This is a genomic window from Pseudomonas sp. 05L36 (assembly GCF_056398125.1).
The window spans coordinates 48,142-71,577 of record NZ_JBFTOU010000011.1 but is presented as its reverse complement, the minus strand read 5'-3'; the positions used below and the strand labels follow the sequence as shown (position 1 = coordinate 71,577).

Annotated in this window: 19 protein-coding genes; 5 read left to right on the top strand and 14 right to left on the bottom strand. The window is 60.3% G+C overall.

Going from position 1 to position 23,436, the window contains the following annotated elements; translation table 11 throughout:
- Positions 1-66 precede the first annotated feature (66 nt).
- Complete coding sequence (locus AC1DKH_RS14350) at positions 67-1,263, bottom strand: AAA family ATPase (protein WP_477755448.1); 1,197 nt, start codon at positions 1,261-1,263, stop codon at positions 67-69.
- 175 nt (positions 1,264-1,438) lie between these two features.
- Here AC1DKH_RS14350 and AC1DKH_RS14345 point away from each other — a divergent pair, with 175 nt between their 5' ends.
- Genes AC1DKH_RS14345 through AC1DKH_RS14335 form a run of 3 tightly spaced genes read left to right on the top strand, consistent with a single transcriptional unit; the run spans position 1,439 to position 6,650 of the window.
- The gene (locus AC1DKH_RS14345) at positions 1,439-2,542 is read left to right on the top strand and encodes an efflux RND transporter periplasmic adaptor subunit (protein ID WP_477798485.1); all 1,104 of its coding nucleotides are present in this window, start codon (positions 1,439-1,441) and stop codon (positions 2,540-2,542) included.
- Positions 2,539-3,603, top strand: coding sequence for an efflux RND transporter periplasmic adaptor subunit (locus AC1DKH_RS14340; protein ID WP_477798484.1), 1,065 nt, complete (start codon positions 2,539-2,541; stop codon positions 3,601-3,603). The genes AC1DKH_RS14345 and AC1DKH_RS14340 overlap by 4 nt, the downstream gene beginning before the upstream one ends.
- On the top strand, positions 3,600-6,650 hold the full coding sequence (locus tag AC1DKH_RS14335; RefSeq protein WP_477798483.1) for an efflux RND transporter permease subunit: 3,051 nt from the start codon (positions 3,600-3,602) through the stop codon (positions 6,648-6,650). The genes AC1DKH_RS14340 and AC1DKH_RS14335 overlap by 4 nt, the downstream gene beginning before the upstream one ends.
- Positions 6,651-6,823: 173 nt before the next feature.
- Here the strand turns inward: AC1DKH_RS14335 and AC1DKH_RS14330 are convergent, their stop codons facing one another.
- From AC1DKH_RS14330 to AC1DKH_RS14270, 13 genes are all read right to left on the bottom strand, one after another.
- Positions 6,824-7,453, bottom strand: a complete 630-nt coding sequence (locus AC1DKH_RS14330; RefSeq protein ID WP_477798482.1) for a class I SAM-dependent methyltransferase — start codon at positions 7,451-7,453, stop codon at positions 6,824-6,826.
- A 146-nt stretch (positions 7,454-7,599) separates the two neighbouring features.
- Positions 7,600-7,956, bottom strand: coding sequence for a DUF6124 family protein (locus AC1DKH_RS14325; protein ID WP_477798481.1), 357 nt, complete (start codon positions 7,954-7,956; stop codon positions 7,600-7,602).
- 471 nt (positions 7,957-8,427) lie between these two features.
- Positions 8,428-9,072, bottom strand: a complete 645-nt coding sequence (locus AC1DKH_RS14320) for a methionine ABC transporter permease (protein ID WP_477798480.1) — start codon at positions 9,070-9,072, stop codon at positions 8,428-8,430.
- Positions 9,062-10,183, bottom strand: a complete 1,122-nt coding sequence (locus AC1DKH_RS14315; protein WP_477798479.1) for a methionine ABC transporter ATP-binding protein — start codon at positions 10,181-10,183, stop codon at positions 9,062-9,064. The genes AC1DKH_RS14320 and AC1DKH_RS14315 overlap by 11 nt, the downstream gene beginning before the upstream one ends.
- A gap of 2 nt (positions 10,184-10,185) precedes the next feature.
- Entirely contained in the window at positions 10,186-10,995 is an 810-nt protein-coding gene (locus AC1DKH_RS14310) for a MetQ/NlpA family ABC transporter substrate-binding protein (RefSeq protein ID WP_477753100.1), read from the bottom strand.
- A 119-nt stretch (positions 10,996-11,114) separates the two neighbouring features.
- On the bottom strand, positions 11,115-12,467 hold the full coding sequence (locus AC1DKH_RS14305; protein ID WP_477798478.1) for an LLM class flavin-dependent oxidoreductase: 1,353 nt from the start codon (positions 12,465-12,467) through the stop codon (positions 11,115-11,117).
- Positions 12,467-13,660, bottom strand: a complete 1,194-nt coding sequence (locus AC1DKH_RS14300) for an SfnB family sulfur acquisition oxidoreductase (RefSeq protein WP_477753102.1) — start codon at positions 13,658-13,660, stop codon at positions 12,467-12,469. The genes AC1DKH_RS14305 and AC1DKH_RS14300 overlap by 1 nt, the downstream gene beginning before the upstream one ends.
- A gap of 23 nt (positions 13,661-13,683) precedes the next feature.
- Positions 13,684-14,916, bottom strand: a complete 1,233-nt coding sequence (locus tag AC1DKH_RS14295; protein WP_477798477.1) for an SfnB family sulfur acquisition oxidoreductase — start codon at positions 14,914-14,916, stop codon at positions 13,684-13,686.
- 295 nt (positions 14,917-15,211) lie between these two features.
- The gene (locus AC1DKH_RS14290; protein WP_477798476.1) at positions 15,212-15,976 is read right to left on the bottom strand and encodes a hypothetical protein; all 765 of its coding nucleotides are present in this window, start codon (positions 15,974-15,976) and stop codon (positions 15,212-15,214) included.
- 485 nt (positions 15,977-16,461) lie between these two features.
- Entirely contained in the window at positions 16,462-17,217 is a 756-nt protein-coding gene (tcyN, locus tag AC1DKH_RS14285; protein ID WP_477753105.1) for an L-cystine ABC transporter ATP-binding protein TcyN, read from the bottom strand.
- Positions 17,218-17,221: 4 nt separating this feature from the next.
- Positions 17,222-17,887, bottom strand: a complete 666-nt coding sequence (gene tcyL / locus AC1DKH_RS14280; RefSeq protein ID WP_477798475.1) for a cystine ABC transporter permease — start codon at positions 17,885-17,887, stop codon at positions 17,222-17,224.
- Positions 17,887-18,687, bottom strand: a complete 801-nt coding sequence (tcyJ, locus tag AC1DKH_RS14275; protein ID WP_223457337.1) for a cystine ABC transporter substrate-binding protein — start codon at positions 18,685-18,687, stop codon at positions 17,887-17,889. Before tcyJ ends, tcyL begins: the two co-directional genes overlap by 1 nt.
- Before the next feature lie 296 nt (positions 18,688-18,983).
- Positions 18,984-19,976 carry a D-cysteine desulfhydrase gene (locus AC1DKH_RS14270; protein ID WP_477753106.1) on the bottom strand — a complete coding sequence of 331 codons (993 nt, stop codon included), beginning with the start codon at positions 19,974-19,976 and terminating at the stop codon, positions 18,984-18,986.
- Positions 19,977-20,166: 190 nt separating this feature from the next.
- On the opposite strand from AC1DKH_RS14270, the gene epsC reads away from it, so the two are divergent.
- Positions 20,167-21,093, top strand: coding sequence for a serine O-acetyltransferase EpsC (gene epsC, locus AC1DKH_RS14265; protein ID WP_477753107.1), 927 nt, complete (start codon positions 20,167-20,169; stop codon positions 21,091-21,093).
- A gap of 376 nt (positions 21,094-21,469) precedes the next feature.
- Positions 21,470-23,425, top strand: coding sequence for a choline transporter BetT (gene betT / locus AC1DKH_RS14260; RefSeq protein ID WP_477798518.1), 1,956 nt, complete (start codon positions 21,470-21,472; stop codon positions 23,423-23,425).
- Positions 23,426-23,436: the final 11 nt, after the last annotated feature.

The following is a 23,436-nucleotide window of genomic DNA, read 5'->3' as shown; positions in this document are numbered from 1 at the left end:
TAGCGTCGGCGTTTTTTTTGGGGCGATGGATTGCTCAGACTGGCGTCCCGGCAAATCACGCGTCGTTCAATCCGGCCAATACCATGCCGGTTCATCCAGCATGCGCTGGCCGACAATTGCGGTCTGGCCAAGATCTTTCTCCAGCACGATGCAGTTGCAGTCGGGGTCTTGCTGCAATGCCGAAATCAATCGCCGGGCATGGGACACCACCCACACCTGGCACTGCCCGGAGGCGCGGATGATCAAGCGCGCCAGCGCCGGCAGCAGATCCGGATGCAGGCTGGTTTCCGGCTCGTTCAACACCATGAGTGTCGGTGGCCGTGGTGTCAGCAGTGCGGCGACCAGCAGCAAATAGCGCAACGTCCCGTCCGACAACTCCGCCGCCGACAACGGCCGTAACAACCCCTCCTGATGAAACTCGATGGCGAAGCGCCCGCCCGGCAGCGGTTCGATAGCCAGCCTGGCGCCGGGAAACGCGTCGCTGATCGCGGCTCGCAATGCCTCGGGATCGCCGATTTCGATGATCGTTTGCAAGGCCGCCGCCAGGTCGCGTCCGTCGTGGTGCAGCACCGGCGTGCGGGTGCCCAGTTGCGGCTGGCGCACCGGGGCGTCGGTGTCGCTGCGAAAGTGATCGTAAAAGCGCCAGCGGCGGATGAACTCGCGCATCTCCAGCACTTCCGGCGAACTGCGCAAGCTGCCGACCTGATCGAACAGACTGTCGAACATCGGCGTGTGCTGCGCCAGCACATCCCACTTGCGATCGGCGCGGGCGCGGATCATTGGGCCGTCACGATCGACCAGCAGACTGGCCGGACGATAGAACGCTCCAGCCCAGAGGCATTCGCGCTTGATCTGCGGGTCGAGGCCGAAGCGTGACGGTATGGGCGAACTGTGCCCGGGGAGCATGAAATGGCCATTGGAATCGGGCAGGCCCAGGCTGATCGAGTAGCCAAAATCTTCCCCGGCAAACCCCAGCCGCAGGCGTTTGACGCCCTGGCGCACCGTGGCCTCGACGGGCACTTCGCCATTGCGCATACGCCGGGTGATGGTTTCCGGGCCCGCCCAGAAGGTCGAATTCAGCCCACCTTCGCGGGCCAGCGCATTGACCACGCCGCCCTGAGCGGTTTCCGCCAGCAGGCGCAGTGCACGGTAAAGGTTGGATTTACCGCTGCCATTAGGGCCGGTGATCAGATTCAGCCGGCCCAAGGGGATCACCAATTTGTTGATCGAGCGGTAATTGGCCACCGCGAGGGTCTTGAGCATATGGGTTCCTGAGGCGAGATCGAGCGGGCTCATTTTCAGGTACGTGCAGGCGTCTATGACACGTGTTTTTGGGGGAAAACGTTATGAATTGTTTCTTCATAAAGGGAGCGTGCGCCGTTGAAATCCTGTTCTAAGCTCTCTGTCGAGTTGTCCATAAAAAGGCCAAGGAGTTTGCATGGCGGTTCCCGGATTGAAAGTAGTCATGGCCTTGAGTGTCGTCACCCTGCTAACGGCTTGCGAGGAGAAAAAGCCCGTACAGGAATACCTGCCACGGGTGTTCGTGCAGGTCGTCAAGCCAGCGGATTACGCGGCCTCGGTCACCCTCACCGGTGATATCCAGGCGCGGGTACAGACGGAGCTGTCTTTCCGCGTCGGTGGCAAGATCATCCAGCGCTCGGTTGACGTCGGTGATCGTGTGACCGCCAAGCAAGTGCTCGCCCGGCTCGATCCCAAGGATCTGCAGACCAATGTCGACTCGGCCCAGGCACAAGTGGTCGCCGAACAGGCGCGGGTGAAGCAGAGCGAGCTGGCGTTCGTACGTCAGCAAAAACTCTTGCCCAAGGGCTACACCAGCCAGAGCGAATATGACTCGGCCCAGGCCGCCTTGCACAGCAGCCAGAGCGCCCTGAGCGCGGCCCAGGCGCAGTTGGCCAATGCCAGGGATCAGTTGAGCTATACGGCGCTGATTGCCGATGCGCCGGGGATCATTACCGCGCGCCAGGCGGAAGTCGGCCAGGTGGTGCAGGCGACGATGCCGATCTTCAGCCTGGCCCGGGACGGCGACCGGGATGCGGTGTTCAATGTCTATGAATCGCTGCTGGCCGAGAAGCCGAGAGATCACACCATTGTCCTCAGCTTGCTCGACAACCCTGCGATCAAAACCACCGGCACCGTACGCGAAATCACCCCGTCGGTGTCGGCGCAATCCGGAACCGTGCAGGTCAAGGTCGGCCTCGACAAACTGCCCGACGGCATGCAGTTGGGTTCGGTGGTGAGTGCCACAGCCAGGGGATCGGGCAAGCCGGTCATCGAGTTGCCGTGGTCGGCGCTGACCAAAAACATCAGCAATCCTGCTGTCTGGATTGTCGACGACAAGGGCAAGGCGCAATTGCATTCGGTGACGGTCAGCCGCTACCTGACGGGCAAGGTCATCATCAGTGGCGGGTTGAAGGACGGGGACAAAGTCATCATCGCGGGCGGGCAACTGTTGCACCCGGACATGGAAGTCGAGATTGCCGAAAACACTTACAAGGACCTGACGTGGGGAGCAAAGCCATGAAGCCTTTATGGGCGTTGTCCATCGGGCTGGTGCTGAGCGCCTGTTCCAAGAGCGAACCGCCGCCGGCGCCGGTACGGCCGGTGTTATCGATCAAGGTCCAGGCCTTGAGCGAAGAGGACCTGGGCCGCTTCGCCGGCAGTATCCAGGCACGTTATGAAAGCAATACCGGGTTCCGCGTGGGCGGGCGAATCGCCAGTCGTAACGTCGATGTCGGCACCGAAGTCGAGAAGGGCACATTGCTCGCCACCCTCGATCCTTCAGATCAGCAGAACCAATTGCGCTCGGCCCAGGGCGATCTGGCGAAAATCCAGGCGCAACTGATCAACGCCAAGGCCACTGCCCAGCGTCAGCAAGCCTTGTTTGACCGCGGGGTCGGCGCGCAAGCACAACTCGACGAGGCCAACACGGACCTGAAAACCACCCAGGCCTCCCTCGATCAGGCCCGGGCAGCCGTCAACCAGAGCAAGGACCAACTGGGCTACACCGAGTTGCGTGTCGACCATAAAGCCGTGGTCACCGCGTGGAGCGCCGAGGCCGGGCAAGTGGTGACGGCCGGTCAGCAAGTGGTGACCCTGGCGCAGCCGGACATCAAGGAAGCGGTGATCGACCTGCCCGATACCCTGGTCGATCAACTGCGCAGCGATGTGGTGTTCCTGGTTGCTGCGCAACTTGATCCAAGCATCAACACCACCGCCATCATCCGCGAAATCGAACCCAAGGCTCAAAGCGCCACACGCACCCGTCGCGCCCGCCTGACCCTGGCCGAAACGCCACAGGGCTTCCGCTTGGGTACGGCCATCAGCGTCACCCTGAGCTCGGCGATCAAGCCGCGCATCGAGTTGCCGCTCACCGCGCTGCAGGAGGTCGATGGCAAGCCACGCATCTGGGTGATCGATGCACAGAGTAAAACCGTCTCTCCCCGTGACGTCACCGTGATCAGCCGCACCGAAAGCACTGTGGTGCTGGCCGACGGCGTGAAGAACGGCGAGCGAGTGGTCAGTGCCGGTGTCAACAGCCTCAAACCGGGGCAACAAGTGAAAATCGACGAGGACAGTCAATGAAAGGGCCTTTCAACCTCTCGGAATGGGCCCTCAAGCATCAGTCGTTCATCTGGTATCTGATGTTCGTTGCGTTGCTGATGGGTGTGTTCTCGTACTTCAACCTGGGGCGCGAAGAAGACCCTTCGTTCACCATCAAAACCATGGTGATCCAGAGCAAATGGCCGGGGGCGACCCAGGAGGAAACCCTCAAGCAGATCACTGACCGGATCGAGAAAAAGCTCGAAGAGCTCGACTCCCTCGACTACGTGAAAAGCTACACGCGCCCCGGCGAATCGACGGTGTACGTGTACCTGCGCGACACCACCAGTGCCAAGGACATCCCGGAAATCTGGTACCAGGTGCGCAAGAAGATCAACGACATCAAATACCAGTTCCCGCAAGGCATACAGGGGCCGTCGTTCAACGACGAGTTCGGTGACGTCTTCGGCTCGATCTACGCCTTCACCGCCGACGGCCTGACCCTGCGTCAGTTGCGCGACTACGTGGAACAGGCGCGCATGGAAATTCGCGGCGTGCCGGGGCTGGGCAAGATCGAGATGGTCGGCCAGCAGGACGAAGTGCTGTACCTGAACTTCTCCACGCGCAAACTCGCCGCGCTGGGCATCGATCAGCGTCAGGTGGTGCAGAGCCTGCAAACCCAGAACGCCGTGACCCCGGCAGGTGTCATCGAGGCCGGGCCGGAGCGAATCTCGGTGCGCACTTCCGGGAAGTTCGCTTCGGAGAAAGACCTGGCCGAGGTCAACCTCAAGCTCAACGACCGCTACTATCGTCTGGCCGACATTGCCGAAATCAGTCGCGGCTATGTCGATCCGGCCTCGCCGGAATTCCGCTACAACGGTAAACAGGCCATCGGCCTGGCGATTGCCATGCAAAAGGGTGGCAATGTCCAGGCGTTCGGCAAGGCCTTGCACGAGCGTATCGAACAACTGACCGCCGACCTGCCGGTGGGTGTTGGCATCTACAACGTCTCGGATCAGGCCGTGGTGGTGGAAGAGGCCGTCGGCGGCTTTACCCGTGCGCTGTTCGAAGCGGTGATCATCGTGCTGGTGGTTAGCTTCATCAGCCTCGGTGTGCGTGCCGGGCTGGTGGTGGCGTGCTCGATCCCGTTGGTGCTGGCGTTGGTCTTCGTGTTCATGGAGTACAGCGGTATTACCATGCAGCGGATCTCCCTTGGCGCACTGATCATTTCCCTCGGCCTGATGGTGGACGACGCGATGATCACCGTGGAGATGATGGTCACGCGTCTGGAATTGGGCGAGACCAAGGAGCAGGCGGCGACCTTCGCCTACACCTCCACGGCGTTCCCGATGCTCACCGGTACGCTGGTGACGGTGGCGGGCTTCGTGCCGATCGGCTTGAACGCCAGCTCCGCCGGTGAATACACCTACACCCTGTTTGCGGTGATTGCCTGTGCGATGCTGGTGTCGTGGGTGGTGGCGGTGCTGTTTGCGCCGGTGATCGGCGTGCACATCCTCAGCACCAACGTGAAGCCCCACGAAGGCGAACCCGGGCGCATCGGCAAGGCCTTCAACGGCGGGCTGCTGTGGTGCATGCGCAATCGCTGGTGGGCCATTGGCATCACGGTGCTGTGCTTTGTACTGGCGCTGTTCAGCATGCGCTACGTGCAGAACCAGTTCTTCCCGTCTTCGGATCGTCCGGAAATCCTGGTGGACCTGAACCTGCCGCAAAACGCCTCGCTCGACGAAACCCGCCGGGCTGTCGATCGACTCGAGGCCACGCTCAAGGACGATCCGGACATCGTGCGCTGGAGCACCTATGTCGGTCAGGGCGCGATCCGTTTCTATCTGCCACTGGACCAACAACTGCAAAACCCGTTCTACGCGCAGTTGGTGATCGTCAGCAAAGGCCATACCCGCGAGGCCATGATGCAGAAGCTTCGCGAGCGCTTGCGCAACGACTTCGTCGGCATCGGCAGTTATGTCCAGGCACTGGAAATGGGCCCGCCGGTAGGGCGTCCGATCCAGTACCGGGTCAGCGGCAAAGACGTCGATCAGGTGCGCCGCCATGCCATCGACCTGGCCACCGAGCTGGACAAGAACCCGCACGTTGGCGAGATCATCTACGACTGGAACGAACCGGGCAAAGTCCTGCGCATCGACATCGCCCAGGACAAGGCGCGGCAGTTGGGGTTGTCTTCCGAGGATGTGGCCAACCTGATGAACGGCATCGTCAGTGGCCAGGCGGTGACCCAGGTCGACGACGACATCTACCTGATCAACGTGGTCGGTCGTGCAGTGGACTCCGAACGTGGTACGCCGGAAACCCTTCAAAACCTGCAAATCGTCACGCCGAGCGGCACCTCGATTCCGCTGCTGGCGTTCGCCACCGTGCGCTACGAACTGGAGCAGCCGCTGGTGTGGCGTCGCGATCGCCTGCCGACCATCACCATCAAGGCGGCGATACGCGACGAGATCCAGCCGACGGACCTGGTGAAAATCCTCAAGCCGTCCATCGATGCCTTTGCCGCCAAGCTGCCGCCCGGGTACAAGGTCGCCACCGGCGGTACAGTGGAGGAGAGCGGCAAGGCCCAAGGGCCGATTGCCAAGGTTGTGCCGTTGATGCTGTTCTTGATGGCCACGTTCCTGATGATCCAGTTGCACAGCGTGCAGAAGATGTTCCTGGTCGCCAGCGTCGCGCCACTGGGCTTGATCGGCGTGGTGCTGGCGTTGGTGCCAACCGGAACGCCAATGGGCTTCGTGGCGATCCTGGGGATTCTGGCGCTGATCGGTATCATCATCCGTAACTCGGTGATTCTGGTGACCCAGATCGATGAGTACGAGAATAAAGGCTATGAGCCGTGGGACGCGGTGGTCGAGGCCACTGAACACCGACGCCGGCCGATCCTGCTGACGGCAGCCGCCGCGAGCCTGGGGATGATCCCGATTGCCCGGGAAGTGTTCTGGGGGCCGATGGCCTACGCAATGATCGGCGGGATCGTCATCGCCACCTTGCTGACGCTGCTGTTTTTGCCGGCGCTGTATGTGGCCTGGTACAAGATTCGCGAGCCGAAGAAAGAGGCTGTTTAAAAAGCGAGCGCATCGCGCTCATCGCGAGCAAGCTCGCTCCCACAGGGATTGCGCTGAACCCTTTGAGAGCGGGCTTGCCCGCGGCAACAAAAACAAAAGATCGCAGCCTTCGGCAGCTCCTACAGTAGGTGGGTGTAGGAGCTGCCGAAGGCTGCGATCTTTTGATTTGCGCTTTAGTCAGCGCGCCGCCAGACACTCGCCAACCAGGGCTGCTGCTCCCGCGGCAGCCCTGCCGGCCGGTAGTAATGCTCCAGCTCCACAAACCCCGCCTCGATCAACAATTGCTGCCAGGCCGCCAGGTCGTGATACGACCCATAACGCGGCCCGTTCCAGCCTTCCTGATTCTCGCCACGGGGATTGGAACTGAACAACACCCCACCCGGTTTCAGCGCTCCCCACAACTGTTTCAACACCCGCGGTAATTCCTGACGCGGAACATGAAACAGCACCGCGTTGGCAAAAATCCCGTCGAAACGCTCGGCTGGCAGATCAAGCTTCAAGAAGTCTTGCTGCCACACCTCGCAACCGCTGTCCTCACGGGCCATCTGCGCGAATTTTTCCGAACCGTCGAGGCCGACCGCCTTGTGGCCCATACGGGTGAATGTCTGCAGATCACGTCCCGGCCCGCAGCCGAAGTCGAGAATGTCGAAAGGCGCTTCGCGCTGAATGTGCCGCAGCAGGGCATCGATGTTCTGGCTGACGTCGTGATCGCGGGTGCCTTCTCGGAAACTTTCGGCCGTCGAGTTGTAGTGGCCCAGGGTCGTGGAGGTGATCTGTTCGAGGTCGTCGGGTGTTTGCTTCATGGTCGGCTGCGCAGGAAAAAGGAGATGGGTTGACTATAAGCGCTTTCGCGCTTTGAAAGATCGCAGCCTGCGGCAGCTCCTACAGAGCCTGAGCCGGACGTAAATTCTGTAGGAGCTGCCGCAGGCTGCGATCTTTTGATCTTGGCTCAGTCCTTCTTCATCCCCAAACACTCAATGGAGTGATCCACCATCGCCTTGGCAATCTCCAGCAAATGCCAGATCGAGTACACCATCGCCCGGTCGGCGCCTTTGAGTTGATCGCCACACTGATACGCCGTGACCGAAGCACAGCGCAGCAGGTCGGCGACATAGAGTTGGGTGTCTTCAAAACTCACGTCTTTGCTGACGTTGTAGAAGCGCATTTCATCGGGTGGTGTGGGTTGTTTGCCGGTGAGGTGGAAATCAATGGCGCGGTAGAGTGCTGAGCGGTCTCTGAGCAGGTCTTCAGTGACGGTTTCGTTGGTGGGGGTTTCGGGTGGTGGGTCGGGAACGGGTTTCTTCATTGGTAAAACTCCTGAGCATAAGTTGGAGCCAACCGATATCGCGACTAAACGAACAGGGGGTGGCGGCTGCACACAGGTTAGTCGACCGGCCGCCAGGCAAAACCGGCGCACCACGAGGGTGCCCTGCGCACAGCCACCATAAAATTCAGGCAATAAAAAACACCTGACAAAAGGTGACGCTGTGCGCCCGACGCGGATCCGGGCGACTAAACCCGATCACTGATGAGCAGTGACGGACCGAGACTAGCCACCGGATTCGGCAGGCGCAAGCGAGCGAAATGATCTAGGAAATGTCCTGCAAAAGAAAGGGAACAGGCCTGCAAAACCGCTGATTTTCCTGTAAGAAATATCATCAAGATCGCCACTCGTGTAGGAGCGAGCTTGCTCGCGAAAAACCTGAGGGCGCCACGGGGAATCTGGTTTCCCGCGTTATCGTTGACCTCCATCGCGAGCAGGCTCGCTCCTACAGGGCTAGCGCTTATTCAACCCCCGCGCCAACCGATCCCCACCCAACTGAATCACCGCCACCACCGCCACCAGCAACACAATCACCGTCAACATGATCTGGCTATCAAAGCGCTGATACCCATACCGATAGGCAATGTCCCCCAGCCCACCGGCGCCAATCGCCCCGGCCATGGCTGATGAGTTGATCATGGTCACCAAGGTGATGGTGAACCCGCCGACAATCCCCGGCAGTGCCTCAGGCAACAACACATGCCAAACGATGTGCCAGCGCCTGCAGCCCATCGCCTGCGCCGCTTCGATCAATCCATGATCGACCTCGCGCAAGCTGACCTCGGCAATGCGTGCAAAGAACGGCGTAGCCGCGATGGTCAGCGGCACTACGGCCGCCCATACACCGTAAGTGGTGCCCACGATCAACCGCGTGAACGGAATCAACGCCACCATCAAAATCAGAAACGGAACCGAGCGAAACAGGTTCACGAACGCGCCCAGTGCGCGGTTCAGCGCCGGGGCTTCGTAGATGCCGCCCTTGGAACTGGTGACCAGGATCACCGCCAGCGGAATGCCCGCCAACAGCGCGATCAACGACGACACGCCGACCATCAAGAACGTGTCGATGAAACCCTGTAGCAAGCGATCAAACCACATAACCCAGTACCTCCACTTGTTGCGCCCATTGGCTGGCGCGCTGACGCAACTCTTCGGCAGCGAGGGGTGAGCCTGTCACCGCCAGCAGTAGTTGCCCCAGGGCATGACCCTGAATCCGTTCCACGCCGCCTTGGAGCAATCGCACACGGCCTCCGAGGGCGCTGAACAGTGCCGCCAGGTCCGGTTCATCGCGTTGACTGCCGGTGAACTGCAAGCGCAGGACCACGGCGGCGTCCGAGGATGTTGGCTGCGCCTGCAAACGGCTTTGCAGCTCTTTGGGCAATGCGTGTTGCAACGGCGCCAGCAATGTCTTGCTGACCTCATGCTGTGGATTGCCGAACACTTCCCAGACCGGTCCCTGCTCGACGATGCGCCCGTGTTCGAGCACGACCACGCGATCACAGATCTCACGGATCACCGCCATCTCGTGGGTGATCAGCACAATGGTCAGCCCCAGGCGTTGATTGATCTCGCGCAGCAGGCCGAGGATCGATTGCGTGGTCTCGGGGTCCAGCGCCGAGGTGGCCTCATCGCACAGCAGAATCTCCGGGTCATGCACCAGCGCCCTGGCAATGCCCACGCGCTGTTTCTGCCCGCCGGACAACTGCGCCGGATAGGCCTGGTGTTTGGCCTGCAAGCCAACCAGTTCCAGCAGTTCACGGACCTTCTGCTCCCGTTGTTCCTTGGGCACGCCAGCGACTTTCAACGGCAACTCGACGTTCTGCCAAACGGTCTTGGCCGACATCAAGTTGAAGTGTTGGAAGATCATGCCGATGCGCCGACGCAGCGCCACCAGGCGGTCTTCGTCGAACTCGCCGATGTCGACCTGATCGATCAGCACCCGACCGCTGCTCGGTTGTTCCAGGCGGTTGATGGTGCGGATCAGCGACGACTTGCCGGCGCCGCTGCGGCCGATGATGCCGAACACTTCGCCGCGCTGGATCGCCAGGTCGATGCCGTGCAACGCGGCCACCGGGCCTTGCTGGCCGTTGTAGGTTTTACCCAGGCCAATGAATCGAACATGGGCACGATTGAGCTCGGGATGCAGCTCGGTTTGTTCAGCACGTTGAGGCTCTGGAATCTCCAGTCGCCGTTGGAAGGCGGCGGTCATGCTCAGCTTTCCCAGCCGGCTTGATAGAGCTTGCCGTGGGCTTTATCCAACGCGGCGCGCACAGCGGGCGAGTGCTGGTAGATGTCGACGAACTTGATCAGGCGCGGGTCGGTTTTGCTCTTTGGCTGGATCACGAACTGAATCACGTACTCTTTGTGATCGAGGCCGTCGAACAGCAGCGCGGAGCCCGCGTCGAAGGTTTTCGACAAGCGAATGTAGGCCGGGTAGCCCTGCACCAGATCGGCGTCGTCATAGGCGCGCACCAGTTGCACGGCTTCGACCTGGAGGATCTTGATGTGCTTCGGGTTGGCGATGATGTCTTCTTCGGTGGCCTTGTAGCCGACGCCGGGCTTGAGGGTGATCAGGCCAGCCTTGGCCAGCAGCTGCAAGCCGCGCCCACTGTTGATCGGATCGTTGGCGATGGCCACGCTGGCGCCTTGCGGCAGTTCGTCGAAGCTTTTGTATTTCTTCGAGTAGAGGCCGACGTTGTTGATGATCCCCGGCGCGAATGGCACCAGGTCGAACCCTGACGCAGCCTTGGCGTTTTCCAGGAACGGGATGTGCTGGAAGTAGTTCACGTCGATGTCGCCAGCGGCGAGGCTGACGTTCGGCGCGATCCAGTCGGTGAACTCCACCAGTTCGACTTTCAGTCCTTGTTTGGAGGCCTCTTCGACAGCTGCTTCAAGGGGAATGGCGAAAGCGGCGGTGGTGCCAATTTTCAGGGGAGCGTCGGCGGCGAAGGTCACCGAGCTGAACAGACCGAGGGCCAGGGCCAGTGCTTTGACTGGGTGGAAGAGGTAGTGCTTTTTCATGATGAGTAATCCAGTCAGTGCATAGAATTTGTGGTGTTTGGTCGGGCCTCTTCGCTGGCAAGCCAGCTCCTACAAGGGCCTGCGATCCCCTGTAGGAGCTGGCTTGCCAGCGAAGCTTTTTAGCGGCGATAGGTCGAGCCGGTATGTTGCTCAGGCAAATGCGCCTCCCGCTGAAACAGCTTTTCGCGCAAGGTGCCGCTGTCGTACGCGGTCTTGTACGAGCCCCGCCGTTGCAACTCGGGAATCACCAAATCAATGAAATCCACATAGCTTTCCGGCGTAACAATGCGGGTCAGGTTGAAGCCATCCAGACCCGTCTCGGCGATCCACGATTCCAGTTCATCGGCTACCTGCTCAGGCGAGCCAACCACGGTGATGTAACGACCGCCGAGAGCGTGCTGCTCCAGCAATTTGCGCCGAGTCCAGTCGTTGTTTTGCAGGTGTTTGGTGGCGGACTGGATGGCGTTGCTCTTCACGTACTGGATCGGCTCGTCGATTTCATATTGAGAAAAATCGATCCCGGTGGACGCCGAAAAGTGCGCCACGCCGGCCTCTGCACTGGCGTAGCTCAGGTATTCGGCGTGCTTGGCCCAGGCCAGCTCTTCGGTGGCGCCAACGATCACGTTCAGGCCCATGAACACTTTGATGTCCTCGGGATTGCGCCCGGCTTCGACGGCACTGGCGCGCACCTTGTCCACCTGCGCCTTGGTCGATGCCTTGGTCTGACCACTGATGAACACGCACTCGGCATGTCGCCCGGCGAACAGCAAACCGCGATCCGAGCTGCCGGCCTGGAACAGTACCGGCGTGCGCTGCGGCGAAGGCTCACAGAGGTGATAACCGTCGACCTGATAGAACTCGCCCTTGTGCTCGACCTTGTGCACTTTGTCCGGCTGCGCGTAGATCCGCTGTTGCGGATCGTTGAGCACCGCGCCGTTTTCCCAACTGCCTTCCAGGAGTTTGTAGAGCACCTCCAGGTACTCGTCGGCCTGGTCGTAGCGGCGGTCATGCTCGACCTGTTCGCTCAGGCCCATGGCCTTGGCGGCGCTGTCGAGGTAGCCGGTGACGATGTTCCAGCCGACCCGCCCACGGCTCAGGTGATCCAGGGTCGACAGGCGGCGGGCGAACAGGTACGGCGCTTCGTAGGTGAGGTTGGCGGTCAGGCCGAAGCCGAGGTTTTTCGTCACTGCCGCCATCGCTGAAACCAGCAGCAGCGGATCGTTGACCGGCAACTGGATCGACTCTTTCAGCGGCACGTCCACCGAGTTCTGGTAGACGTCGTAGACCCCGACGATGTCGGCGATGAACAGGCCGTCGAACAACCCGCGCTCCAGCAACTGCGCCAGTTCGGTCCAGTATTCGATCGTGTTGTAGCGGGTGGATGTGTCGCGCGGGTGCGCCCACAAACCGTGGTTGATGTGCCCGATGCAATTCATGTTGAAGGCATTCAGCAGAATTTTCTTCTTGGCCATCAGATGGTCCCCCGCAGTGGCGGGTTTTCATCGTTGAGGTAGTAATTGCCGACGGCGTGGTACTTCCAGCGCACCGGGTCGTGCAGAGTGTGCACCCGGGCGTTGCGCCAGTGGCGGTCGAGGCCGTGTTCGATCAGGGTCGCCTGGCTGCCGGCCAGTTCGAACAGCGTGCTGCCGGCGGCCAGGGAGATTTCTGTGCTGAGGGCGCGGGCTTCGGCGACGGCAATCGAGGCGGCAGCGACAGTCTCGGCGTTCGTGTCGGCCTGGGCCTTGTCGAGGTATTCACCGGCACGTTCCAGCAGCGCCTCGGCGGCGTGCAGGCGAATGCTCAGGTGGCCGAAGCTCTTGAGGGTCAGTGGATCATCCGTGGCTTTTTCGTGGGTGGCGTCGATCCACGGCCGGGTTTTGGTGCGCACGAAGTGCAGCGCATCTTCATACGCGGCGCGGGCGATGCCGGTGTCGATGGCGGCATGAAGTATCTGCGCCAGCGGACCGACCGGAGTCGGGCGCTCGAAAGCGCTTTGAAAGGGGATCACATCTTCGGCGGCAACAAAGACATCTTCGAACACCACCGAACCGCTGCCGGTGGTGCGCTGGCCGAAGCCGCTCCAGTCGTCGATCACCGTCAGGCCCTTGCTGTTGCGCGGGACGAACGCCAGTTGCTGCACGCCGTTTTCATCCACCACCGAGGTGGGAATGCGCTGGGCGTAGATCGCGCCGGTGGCGTAGAACTTGCGACCATTGATGCGATAGCCGCTGGCGTCGCGAGTCAGGCTGGTGACGCGATCGTGTGCGGTTTTGGTGCCGAGTTCGGCCAACGCATTGCCGAAGCGCTGGCCGGCCAAGACTTCGGCGTACAGGCGTTGCTTCTGCTCGTGGCTGCCGTTCACCCGCAGTACTTCGAGTGCATAGAAATGGTTCTGCGGGATCTGCCCCAGGGAGCCATCGGCCCGGGCAATCAGAGCGATGACTTTGGCCAGGGTCACGTTGGATACACCGGCGCCGCCGTATTCCTTTGGCACGCTGATGCCCCAAAGACCCGAGCGGGAAAAAACCTCCAGTTCCGGATGTGGCAAACGGCGCTCGCGGTCGCGTGTGGCGCTGTCGCGTTTGAAGTCTTCGGCCAGGTCGCTGGCGACGATCAGGGCTTGTTCATCGCTGGTAATGACCGCGACGTGCTGAGAACTTGTCATGTGTTTCTCCAGATGTCTGGTCGTCAGATCCAGGAATGGCGATTAGGCAGCGTGCTATTGAGGCGATAGGCGCCAACCGCGTGATACTTCCAGCGCACCGGGTCGTGCAGGGTGTGCACCCGGGCGTTGCGCCAGTGGCGGTCGAGGTTGAATTCGGCGAGGGTCGCGCGGCTGCCGGCCAGTTCGAGCAGCTTTTCGCTGGCCAGCAACGAGATCTCGGTGGTCAGCACTTTGGCTTCGGCCACGGCAATCGAGGCGCGGGCGGCAGACTCGGCGGTGAATGGTGCGGCGCTGACGTCATCGAGTACTTGCCCTGCTTTGCGCAGCAGCGCTTCGGCAGCGTGCAGTTCGATTTTCAACTTGCCGATATCGGCGATCACGTACAGGTCATCGCTGGCTCGCTCGACCTTGGCGTCGATCCACGGCCGGGCGCGGGTTTTCACGAAGTCGATGGCGTCGTCGATGGCGCCTCGGGCGATACCGGCGTCGATGGCTGCTTGAATCAGTTGCGAGACGGCACCCTGAATGTTCGGCGTGTCGTTGATCCGCCAGTTATCCACCACCAGTTCGGGATCGACCTGCACGTTGTTAAGCAAAATCGTGCCGCTGGCGGTGGTGCGCTGACCAAAACCGGACCAGTCATCGACGATGCGCAATCCCGGTGTGCCGCGACGGATGAATGCCAGCACTTGCTTGCCGTCATCGTTCAACGCCTTGACCGCGACCCAATGGGCGAACAGTGCGCCAGTGGAATAAAACTTCTGGCCATTGAGGACGCCGTCAGCGGTGATGCGCGCCTTCAGCTCCAGGGTATTTTTGGTGCCGCGTTCCGGCCCGGCATTACCGATGCGCCAGCCATCAAGGACACTTTTGAACAGTTGTCCTTTCTGCGCTTCGGTGGCGCTGCCGAGTATCAGGTTAAGAATGCCGAACTGGTTTTGCGGGATCTGCCCAAGCGCCGGATCGGCCGCGGAAATGATCGCGAAAACCTCGGCCAGGGTGACGAACGAAACCTGCGGGCCACCGTACTCGCGGGGGATGGAAATGCTGCCCAGGCCGCTGCGGGTGAACTCTTCGATTTCCGCCCACGGCAGCTTGCGCTGCCGGTCACGTTTGGCTGCTTGCAGGCGGGCGAGCTGCGCCAGTTCGTGGGCCGCCTTGATGGCTTGAGCGTCATTGCGCAAGACTTTTGCGGGCAACAACAGCGGGGCGATGTCCAGGTCACTCTGGACGATTGCATCTGCCAGACTGGACATCAGTGCCGCTCCTTGGCTGCACGCAATGCCCTGGCGATCTGCACTGGGGTGATTGTGTTCCGGACCATACCTACCTCACATCTTATGGAAGCGCTGCTTGTGGCGGCGCATGAAAACAAGGATGTCCGGTGGTCCGGTGTATATACCCTAAACGCGTATAAATATTTTATGAACTAACTTTTAGGAATATGCATAGAAGGTCAAAAGATCGCAGCCTGCGGCAGCTCCTACAGGGTTGACGACGATGCGCGTAGGAGCTGCCGCAGGCTGCGATCCTTTGATTTCAAGCCAGGACTCATTGCTTGCGGGATTCGGCAGCCTTGAGCACTTTTTTCGGAAGGACTTTCAGATAAGAATTGGCACAACCGATCTTCAGCACCCGAGCCGGCGCCCAGCGGGAGTTGTTGCCCACCCTGTCGAGAATGCAGTACGTCACTTCCAGCCGCAGATCTTCGCCGGCTTCGAGGATGATGGCCGGCGGTATCCAGACCTGAATCGGCTGGCCCACATCGGCGGACTTGAGCCGTGGCAGATCCATGCGCACATCACCCCAGCGCAGGGTGATTTCGTCGTCGACGGCCATGTTCAGGTACGGCTGGATGGTCAAGGGAACACCGCGTTTGACCTGGCTCGGATTGACCCCCTGACGGCGAATCGCCTCGGGAATGCCCACCGGTGCCAGGCACTGGTTTTCATCGCCGCACAGCGCGGAGGGTTGGCCGCCTGGGCAGTCGAGTTTGATCTGCACGTTGCGGCTGGCCGATATCGCCGGGCCCCTGCCAACCTGCATGACCCGGTAGTGAATGCACGAGGTACCGTTGGCGACAAAACTTTCAGGCACCCGCAGCTGCACCGGTTGGCCGACATCGCTGGCCGTCAGCACGCGGGAGGCCACGTAGCAGTTGTCCCAGAACAGTTCAATCAGGTCGCCTTCGTCCATGGCGGGGTAGGGCGCGACCTCGATCAGCAGGTGCGCCGCGCAAGTGACGTTGATGCCGGTCTTGTTGGATTGCGCCAGGGTTGGGGCCACAAGCCCGGATTTGTTCGAGGTGCTGTTCATGAAGTCTCCTTGAAGTCTTGCAACGAAGTCCGTTTCTGGAATATCAAAAACCAATAATCGAACAGAAAAACCATTCATTACTTTGAGTTTAAATAATGATTCAAACGTGATGAGTGTCGCTGGCTGGAGGCTAGATAAGAGCCAGGAAGATCAGGTGTCAATAAGATTTGTTAGTTGTGGGTGGTGTGTGGTGCTATTCAGAAAGTTCCTACGCTCCCAAGTAAGTAAACCACGCCGTTGCGTCGAATTTATCCGCTGAAATCGGGGAAATACGGGCGGGTTTGTGCAAGTCGCAAGCACTGTCTTGCGATGGGTGATCTGATTGGATTGGCACTGTTTAATTGTTGAGATGCATATGTATGTGCCGCGTGCGCGCACAAGATATGCATCTCGAGTAGATTGGTTTAGTTTGATATTAATGGCGCGTATTTCGAAGGGGTTGGTAACTTCCATCCGTGGAAGATTACCGCTGTTGCGCAGGATTATTAGTTGTGAGCGTTATTCAGGAACTTGCTAAGGAACTGTTTGGTTCGTTCTTCTTTCGGGTTGGCAAACAACGCCTTCGCTTCGCCTTGCTCGACGATCACACCCTTGTCGAAAAACACCACACGGTTGGCCACGTCCCGGGCAAAGCCCATTTCGTGGGTGACGATCACCATGGTGCGCTTCTCTTCGGCCAGGCCGCGGATGGTCGCCAATACCTCACCCACCAGCTCCGGGTCGAGGGCCGAGGTCGGTTCATCGAACAGGATCACTTCCGGTTCCATCGCCAGCGCCCGGGCAATCGCCACGCGCTGTTGCTGGCCACCGGAGAGGCGACGCGGGTAAGCGTCTTCCTTGCCCGCCAGGCCAACCTTGGCCAACAGCTTTTTACCCAGGGCAACGGCATCGGCGTGCGGGATCTTCTTGACGATGATCGGGCCTTCGATAACGTTTTCCAGAGCGGTGCGATGGGGGAACAGGTTGAAGTTCTGGAACACGAAGCCCACATGCTGGCGCAAACGCCGCACCAGGCTCTGCTGCTGGTTCAGGGGACGGCTGGTATCGACCTCGATATCGCCGACCTTGATCCGGCCGCTGGTGGGTTCTTCCAGAAAGTTCAGGCAGCGCAGGAAGGTGGTCTTGCCCGAACCGCTAGGGCCGATGATCGCGACCACCTCGCCTTCCTTGACCTCAAGATCGATGCCGTTGAGCACGACTTGACCCTTGAACTGCTTTGTCAGTTTTTCCACGACAATCATTGGGTCAGGACTCCTGGTCGTGCCGATTGACCCGCGCTTCCAACTGGTTCTGCAGGTGCGAAAGCACCGTGGCCAGGACCCAGTAGATCAGTGCGGCGGCAAGATACATGGTGAAGATTTCGAAGGTGCGGGCGGTGATCAGCTGTGCCTGGCGGAACAGTTCCGGCACCTGGATGGTGGCGGCCAGCGCGGTGTCCTTGACCAGCGAAATGAAGCTGTTGCCCAGCGGCGGCAATGCGGTGCGCATCGCCTGCGGCAGGATGGCCCGGCGCAGGGTCTGCGCGCGGGTCATGCCGATACTGGCAGCCGCTTCCCACTGGCCACGCTCGATGGAACTGATCGCGGCACGCAGGATTTCACAGGCGTAGGCGGCCATGTTCAGCGAGAAGCCGATCAGGGCCGCCGGCAGCGGATCCAGTTCCAGACCCAATTGCGGCAAGCCGTAATAGATCACGAACAGTTGCACCAGCAACGGCGTGCCGCGAAAGAACGACACGTAGATGCGGGCGATCCAGCTCACCAGTTTGAAACGCGACAGGCGCATCAGCGCCAGGCCAAAGCCCATCACCAGGCCGAAGCACATCCCGCCCAGGCTGAGGATGACCGTGTAATACGCGCCCTTGAGCAGAAAGGGCGCGGAGTCCAGTGCGAGTTGGAAAGCTTCTCCCATTACTGAGTGACGTCTGCGTTGAAGTATTTTTCCGAGAGCTTTTTCAGGGTGCCATCGGCGCGCAGCTTATCGATTGCCTTGTTCACCGCGGCCAGCAGTTCAGGCTCGCCTTTGCGCAGGGCAATGCCGGCTTCCTGACGGGAGAACGCATCACCGGCGGCGGTGGTGTCCTTGGCCTTCTTGGCGTATTCCAGCGCGGCGAGGCGGTCGATCAGAATGGCGTCGATACGGCCGACACGCAGGTCCTGGAACTTGGTCGGATCATCTTCGTAGGTGCGGATGTCAGCGGTTGGGACATTGGCTTTCACCCACTCTTCGTAGTTGGTGCCCAGGCCTACGCCGACTTTCTTGCCAGACAGGTCGGCGGCGGACTTGATGTTCAGCTCGGCGGCCTTCTTCGTCAGCACCAGTGCCTGAATACCGGAAACGGTGTAGGGCTCGGAGAAGTCATACTTCTTCTTGCGCTCTTCGGAGATGGTTACCTGGTTGATCACTGCGTCCAGGCGCTTGGATTCCAGGGCCGCGAGGATGCCGTCCCATTTGGTCGGTTGCAGTTTGACTTTGACACCCAGCTCTTTGGCCAGGGCTTCGGAGAACTCGACTTCGAAGCCGGTCAGTTTGCCGTCGGCGTCGACGAAACTGAACGGTGGGTAGGTGCCTTCCAGGCCAACGTTGATCACGCCAGCGTCTTTGATTTTTTGCAGTTGCTCACCGGCAACCGCCTGGCCAATCAGGCCGGCGCTCAGTGCCAGGCCCAGCGAGCCCACCAGCAGATTGCGACGTAGTGCGGAAAAATTCATGACAAGCCCCTGTGTTTTCTTATGGAAGACGCTTAAGGAAAGTTGGCAAATTCGGGATTCGGACGACTGCAATATCCTGCCTTAATGCAGCTTATGCGTCTCCTTGCAAATTCGCCTGCGGCGTGACTATAAGACGACACAGTTAGATAATAAAATAATAAATATTCTATTTGTTATTCGTTAATTGAATATTCGGTGCCATAGGAAAAGATCGCAGCCTGCGGCAGCTCCTACAGGTGCATGCCGATCCATGTAGGAGCTGCCGCAGGCTGCGACCTTTTGATCTTCTGAATCGCCTACAGAAAATCTTTATAGGCAAACAACGCCGGCGCCCCACCGGTGTGCAGGAAGATAATCGGGCCTTCGTCGAAACGCTGACGCCCGATCCCATCCAGCAACCCCGCCATGGCCTTGCCAGTGTAGACCGGGTCCAGCAGCAAGCCTTCCTGACCTGCCAGCAGCTTCACCGCCGCCAGTGTCCCTGCGTTCGGTTCGCCATAACGCGGGGCGAAATACTCGTCCCACAACTCGACTTTGAAAGCGTCCGGCAGGTTCACGCCCAGCAGCTCGGCGGTGCGTTCGGCCAGGCCTTGAACCTTTGGCCGCTGATCTTCATCGCTGCGCGAAACCGTCACGCCGATCACTGGCAGATCCGGCAGTGCTTCACTCAAGGCCAGTGCCAGGCCGCTGTGGGTACCGGCGCTGCCCGAGGCCAGGACCACGGCGGCGAACTTCAGGCCGGTGTCCTTGATCTGTTCGGCCAGTTCCAGCCCGGCGCGCACGTAGCCCAGGGCGCCCAGCGCATTTGAACCACCGATCGGCACCAGATAGGGCTTCTTGCCGTTGCTGCGCAGTCGGCCAGCCAGGGCTTGCAGTTGTTCGTCGGCGTTGTCGAGGTTTTCCACCAATTCGACCTTGGCATCGAACAGGTCAAGCAGCAGGCGGTTGCCGTTGCCGGTGTAATTGCTGTCGTTAGTGCCGAGAGGGTTTTCCAGAAGGGCTACGCAGCCCAGACCCAACTTGGCGGCAATGGCGGCCGTCTGGCGTACATGGTTCGATTGCAACGCGCCGGCGGTGATCAAGGTGTCGGCACCCTGGGCCAAGGCATCGGCGGCCAGATACTCGAGTTTGCGCAGCTTGTTGCCGCCCATCGCCAGCGGCGTCAGGTCATCGCGCTTGACGTACACGTCGCGGCCCAACCAGGTCGACAGGCGTTCGAGTTTTTCCAGGGCGGTGGGCTGACCGAGCAGGTCGAGGCGGTTAAAGCGGGCGAGTTGTTGTTTGATCATGGGTCCGTACTGGCCGTGGAAGATCTCAGGACTATAGGCAGGCCCCAAAGCCTGGGCAACCGTCAATCGCTTATAGCCAATCGAACTGAGCACAGCACTATTGGTTCTTAATTTGCCTCGTGACCCTTGCCGTAAAGTAATCGCCGTCAGTGCGGCCAGACAGTCCGGTCGCCCGTGAGGAGTTTTTACCGTGAGTGAGCGTTCCAGCCATTGGCAATTGCAGACCATCGTCAGTCAGCTGCGCACGGCACGTGAGCAGTGGCGTGCACAAAACGGCCGGGCCAGCGGCGAGCAGGGCGGTCGCGAACTGCCCTCCCGGGCGGCCATGGCAGAGATTCTCGAAGCCCTGTGCGGCGCGCTGTTCCCGATGCGCCTGGGGCCGGTGGACTTGCGTGAGGAGAGTGAAGACTTCTACGTCGGTCATACGCTGGATGTGGCGCTGAATGCGCTGTTGGCCCAGGCGCGACTCGAATTGCGCTACGCCGCGCGCCACAGCGCCCAGGCCGATACCGAGGTCGAAGCCAAAACCATCCAGATCATTCAGGACTTCGCCCTCGCTTTGCCTGGGTTGCGCAGCCTGTTGGACACCGACGTGCTCGCGGCCTATCACGGTGACCCGGCGGCCCGCAGTGTCGATGAAGTGCTGTTGTGCTACCCGGGGATTCTGGCGGTGATTCACCACCGGCTGGCCCACCATTTGTACCGTGCCGGGCTGCCGTTGCTGGCGCGGATCAGCGCGGAAATAGCCCACTCGGCCACCGGCATCGACATTCACCCCGGCGCGCAGATCGGCCGCAGTTTCTTTATCGACCACGGTACCGGCGTGGTGATCGGCGAAACCGCGATCATCGGCGAGCGCGTGCGGATTTATCAGGCGGTGACTTTGGGCGCCAAGCGCTTCCCGGCGGACGAAGACGGTCAGTTGCAGAAGGGCCAGCCACGGCATCCGATTGTCGAGAATGACGTGGTGATTTATGCCGGGGCGACGATTCTTGGCCGGATCACCATCGGTCAGGGTTCGACCATCGGTGGCAATGTCTGGCTAACCCGTAGCGTGCCGGCGGGCAGCAACCTGACCCAGGCGAATCTGCAGTTGGATGATGGGGCGCAGAAGTAATGCCCCGGCTTTTTGGTGAGAGATAGTTTTCGCTGGCTGTAGGAGCTGTCGAGTGAAACGAGGCTGCGATCTTTTCAAGTGCACCGCAAAAGTCAAAAGATCGCAGCCTGCGGCAGCTCCTACAGAACCCCCCAAATCCCGCCTCATCCCCTTCCTTAAGCTAGTGTAGGAAAGCTACCGCCGAGCCCTGCGATTAGTCCTTAGCCCCCTATCCATGTTTAACTTGAACGTTCATTCAAGTTAAACCGGCGGTTCGCTGCCCGCTCACAACAGGAGGCTTGCCTTTGCTGAGTCCGATTTCTACAGCCACGATTTTCCCCTCCGAGGTGCACCGAACGTGAGTGCATCGTCCATCCCTCCAAGCGGCTTGATCCGCATGAATCCGCCGGTGTTCTGGTTCTCGGCGAGTTTCATCCTGTTGTTTGGTGTCGTTGTCATCGCCATGCCAGAGCAGGCCGGTGCCTGGTTGCTGGCGGCGCAAAACTGGGCGGCCAACACGGTCGGCTGGTATTACCTGCTGGCGATGACCCTGTATCTGGTCTTCGTGGTGGTCACCGCCTTGTCCGGCTACGGCAAGATCAAGCTCGGTGCCGACCACGACGAACCCGAATTCAGTTACCTGTCCTGGGCCGGCATGCTGTTCGCCGCCGGGATCAGCATCACTCTATTTTTCTTCTGTGTGTCCGAGCCGCTGACCCACATGCTGCAACCGCCCCAAGGCGAGGCCGGTACGGCGGAGGCGGCGCGCCAGGCGATGCAGATTCTGTTTCTGCACTGGGGCCTGCATGGCTGGGGCGTGTTCGCCTTTGTCGGCATGGCGCTGGCTTACTTTGCCTACCGGCATAACCTGCCACTGGCCCTGCGTTCGGCGCTGTATCCGTTGATCGGCAAGCGCATCAACGGCCCGATAGGTTACGCGGTGGACGGCTTCGGCATCATCGCCACGGTGTTCGGCCTCGGCGCCGACATGGGCTTCGGCGTGTTGCACCTCAACTCGGGTCTCGACTACCTGTTCGGCATCGCCCATACCCAATGGATTCAGGTCGGCCTGATCACCTTGATGATGGGTGCAGCGATCATCGTTGCCGTATCCGGCGTCGACAAGGGGGTGCGAGTGATGTCCGACATCAACATGCTGCTGGCCTGTGCGCTGTTGCTGTTCGTGTTGTTCGCCGGCCCCACGCAGCACTTGCTCAACACGCTGATCCAGAACGTCGGCGACTATCTCGGCGCCTTGCCGATGAAGAGTTTTGATCTGTACGCCTACGGCAAACCCAGCGACTGGCTGGGCGGCTGGACGGTGTTCTACTGGGCCTGGTGGATCGCATGGTCGCCGTTCGTGGGCCTGTTCATCGCACGGATTTCCCGTGGCCGGACCATTCGCGAATTCGTCTTCGGCGTGCTGCTGATCCCGCTCGGCTTCACCCTGGCGTGGATGTCGATTTTCGGCAACAGCGCCATCGATCAAGTACTCAACCACGGCATGAGCGCGCTCGGCATGTCGGCCATCGACAATCCGTCGATGACGCTCTATCTGCTGCTGGAAACCTACCCGTGGAGCAAAACCGTCATCGCGGTCACGGTGTTCATCAGCTTCGTGTTCTTCGTCACCTCCGCCGACTCCGGCACCGTGGTGCTCTCGACGCTGTCCGCCAAGGGCGGCAACCCGGATGAAGACGGGCCGAAATGGCTGCGGGTGTTCTGGGGGGCGATGACCGCACTGGTGACCAGTGCTTTGCTGTTTTCCGGCAGCATCGATGCGTTGAAGTCGGCGGTGGTCCTGACCTCTCTGCCGTTCTCGTTGATTCTGCTGTTGATGATGTGGGGGCTGCACAAAGCGTTTTATCTGGAATCGCAGAAGCAGATTGCACAGATGCATTCACTGGCACCGGTGTCCGGATCACGGCGGGGCGGCTGGCGTCAGCGTTTGAGCCAGGCGGTGCATTTCCCGTCGCGGGATGAGGTCTATCGCTTCCTCGATACGACGGTGCGCCCGGCGATTGAAGAGGTCTCGGCGGTATTCATCGAGAAGGGCCTCAAGGTCATCACGCATCCAGAACCGGTCAACGACAGCGTCAGCCTGGAAATCGGTCACGGTGACGAACATCCATTTATCTACCAGGTGCAAATGCGCGGCTACTTTACGCCGTCGTTTGCCCGGGGTGGCATGGGTTCCAAGGAACTCAACAACCGTCGTTACTACCGCGCCGAAGTGCATTTGAGCGAGGGCAGCCAAAACTACGATCTGGTGGGTTACACCAAGGAGCAGATCATCAACGACATCCTCGACCAGTACGAACGGCACATGCAGTTCCTGCATCTGGTGCGTTGATCGCGGGCAGG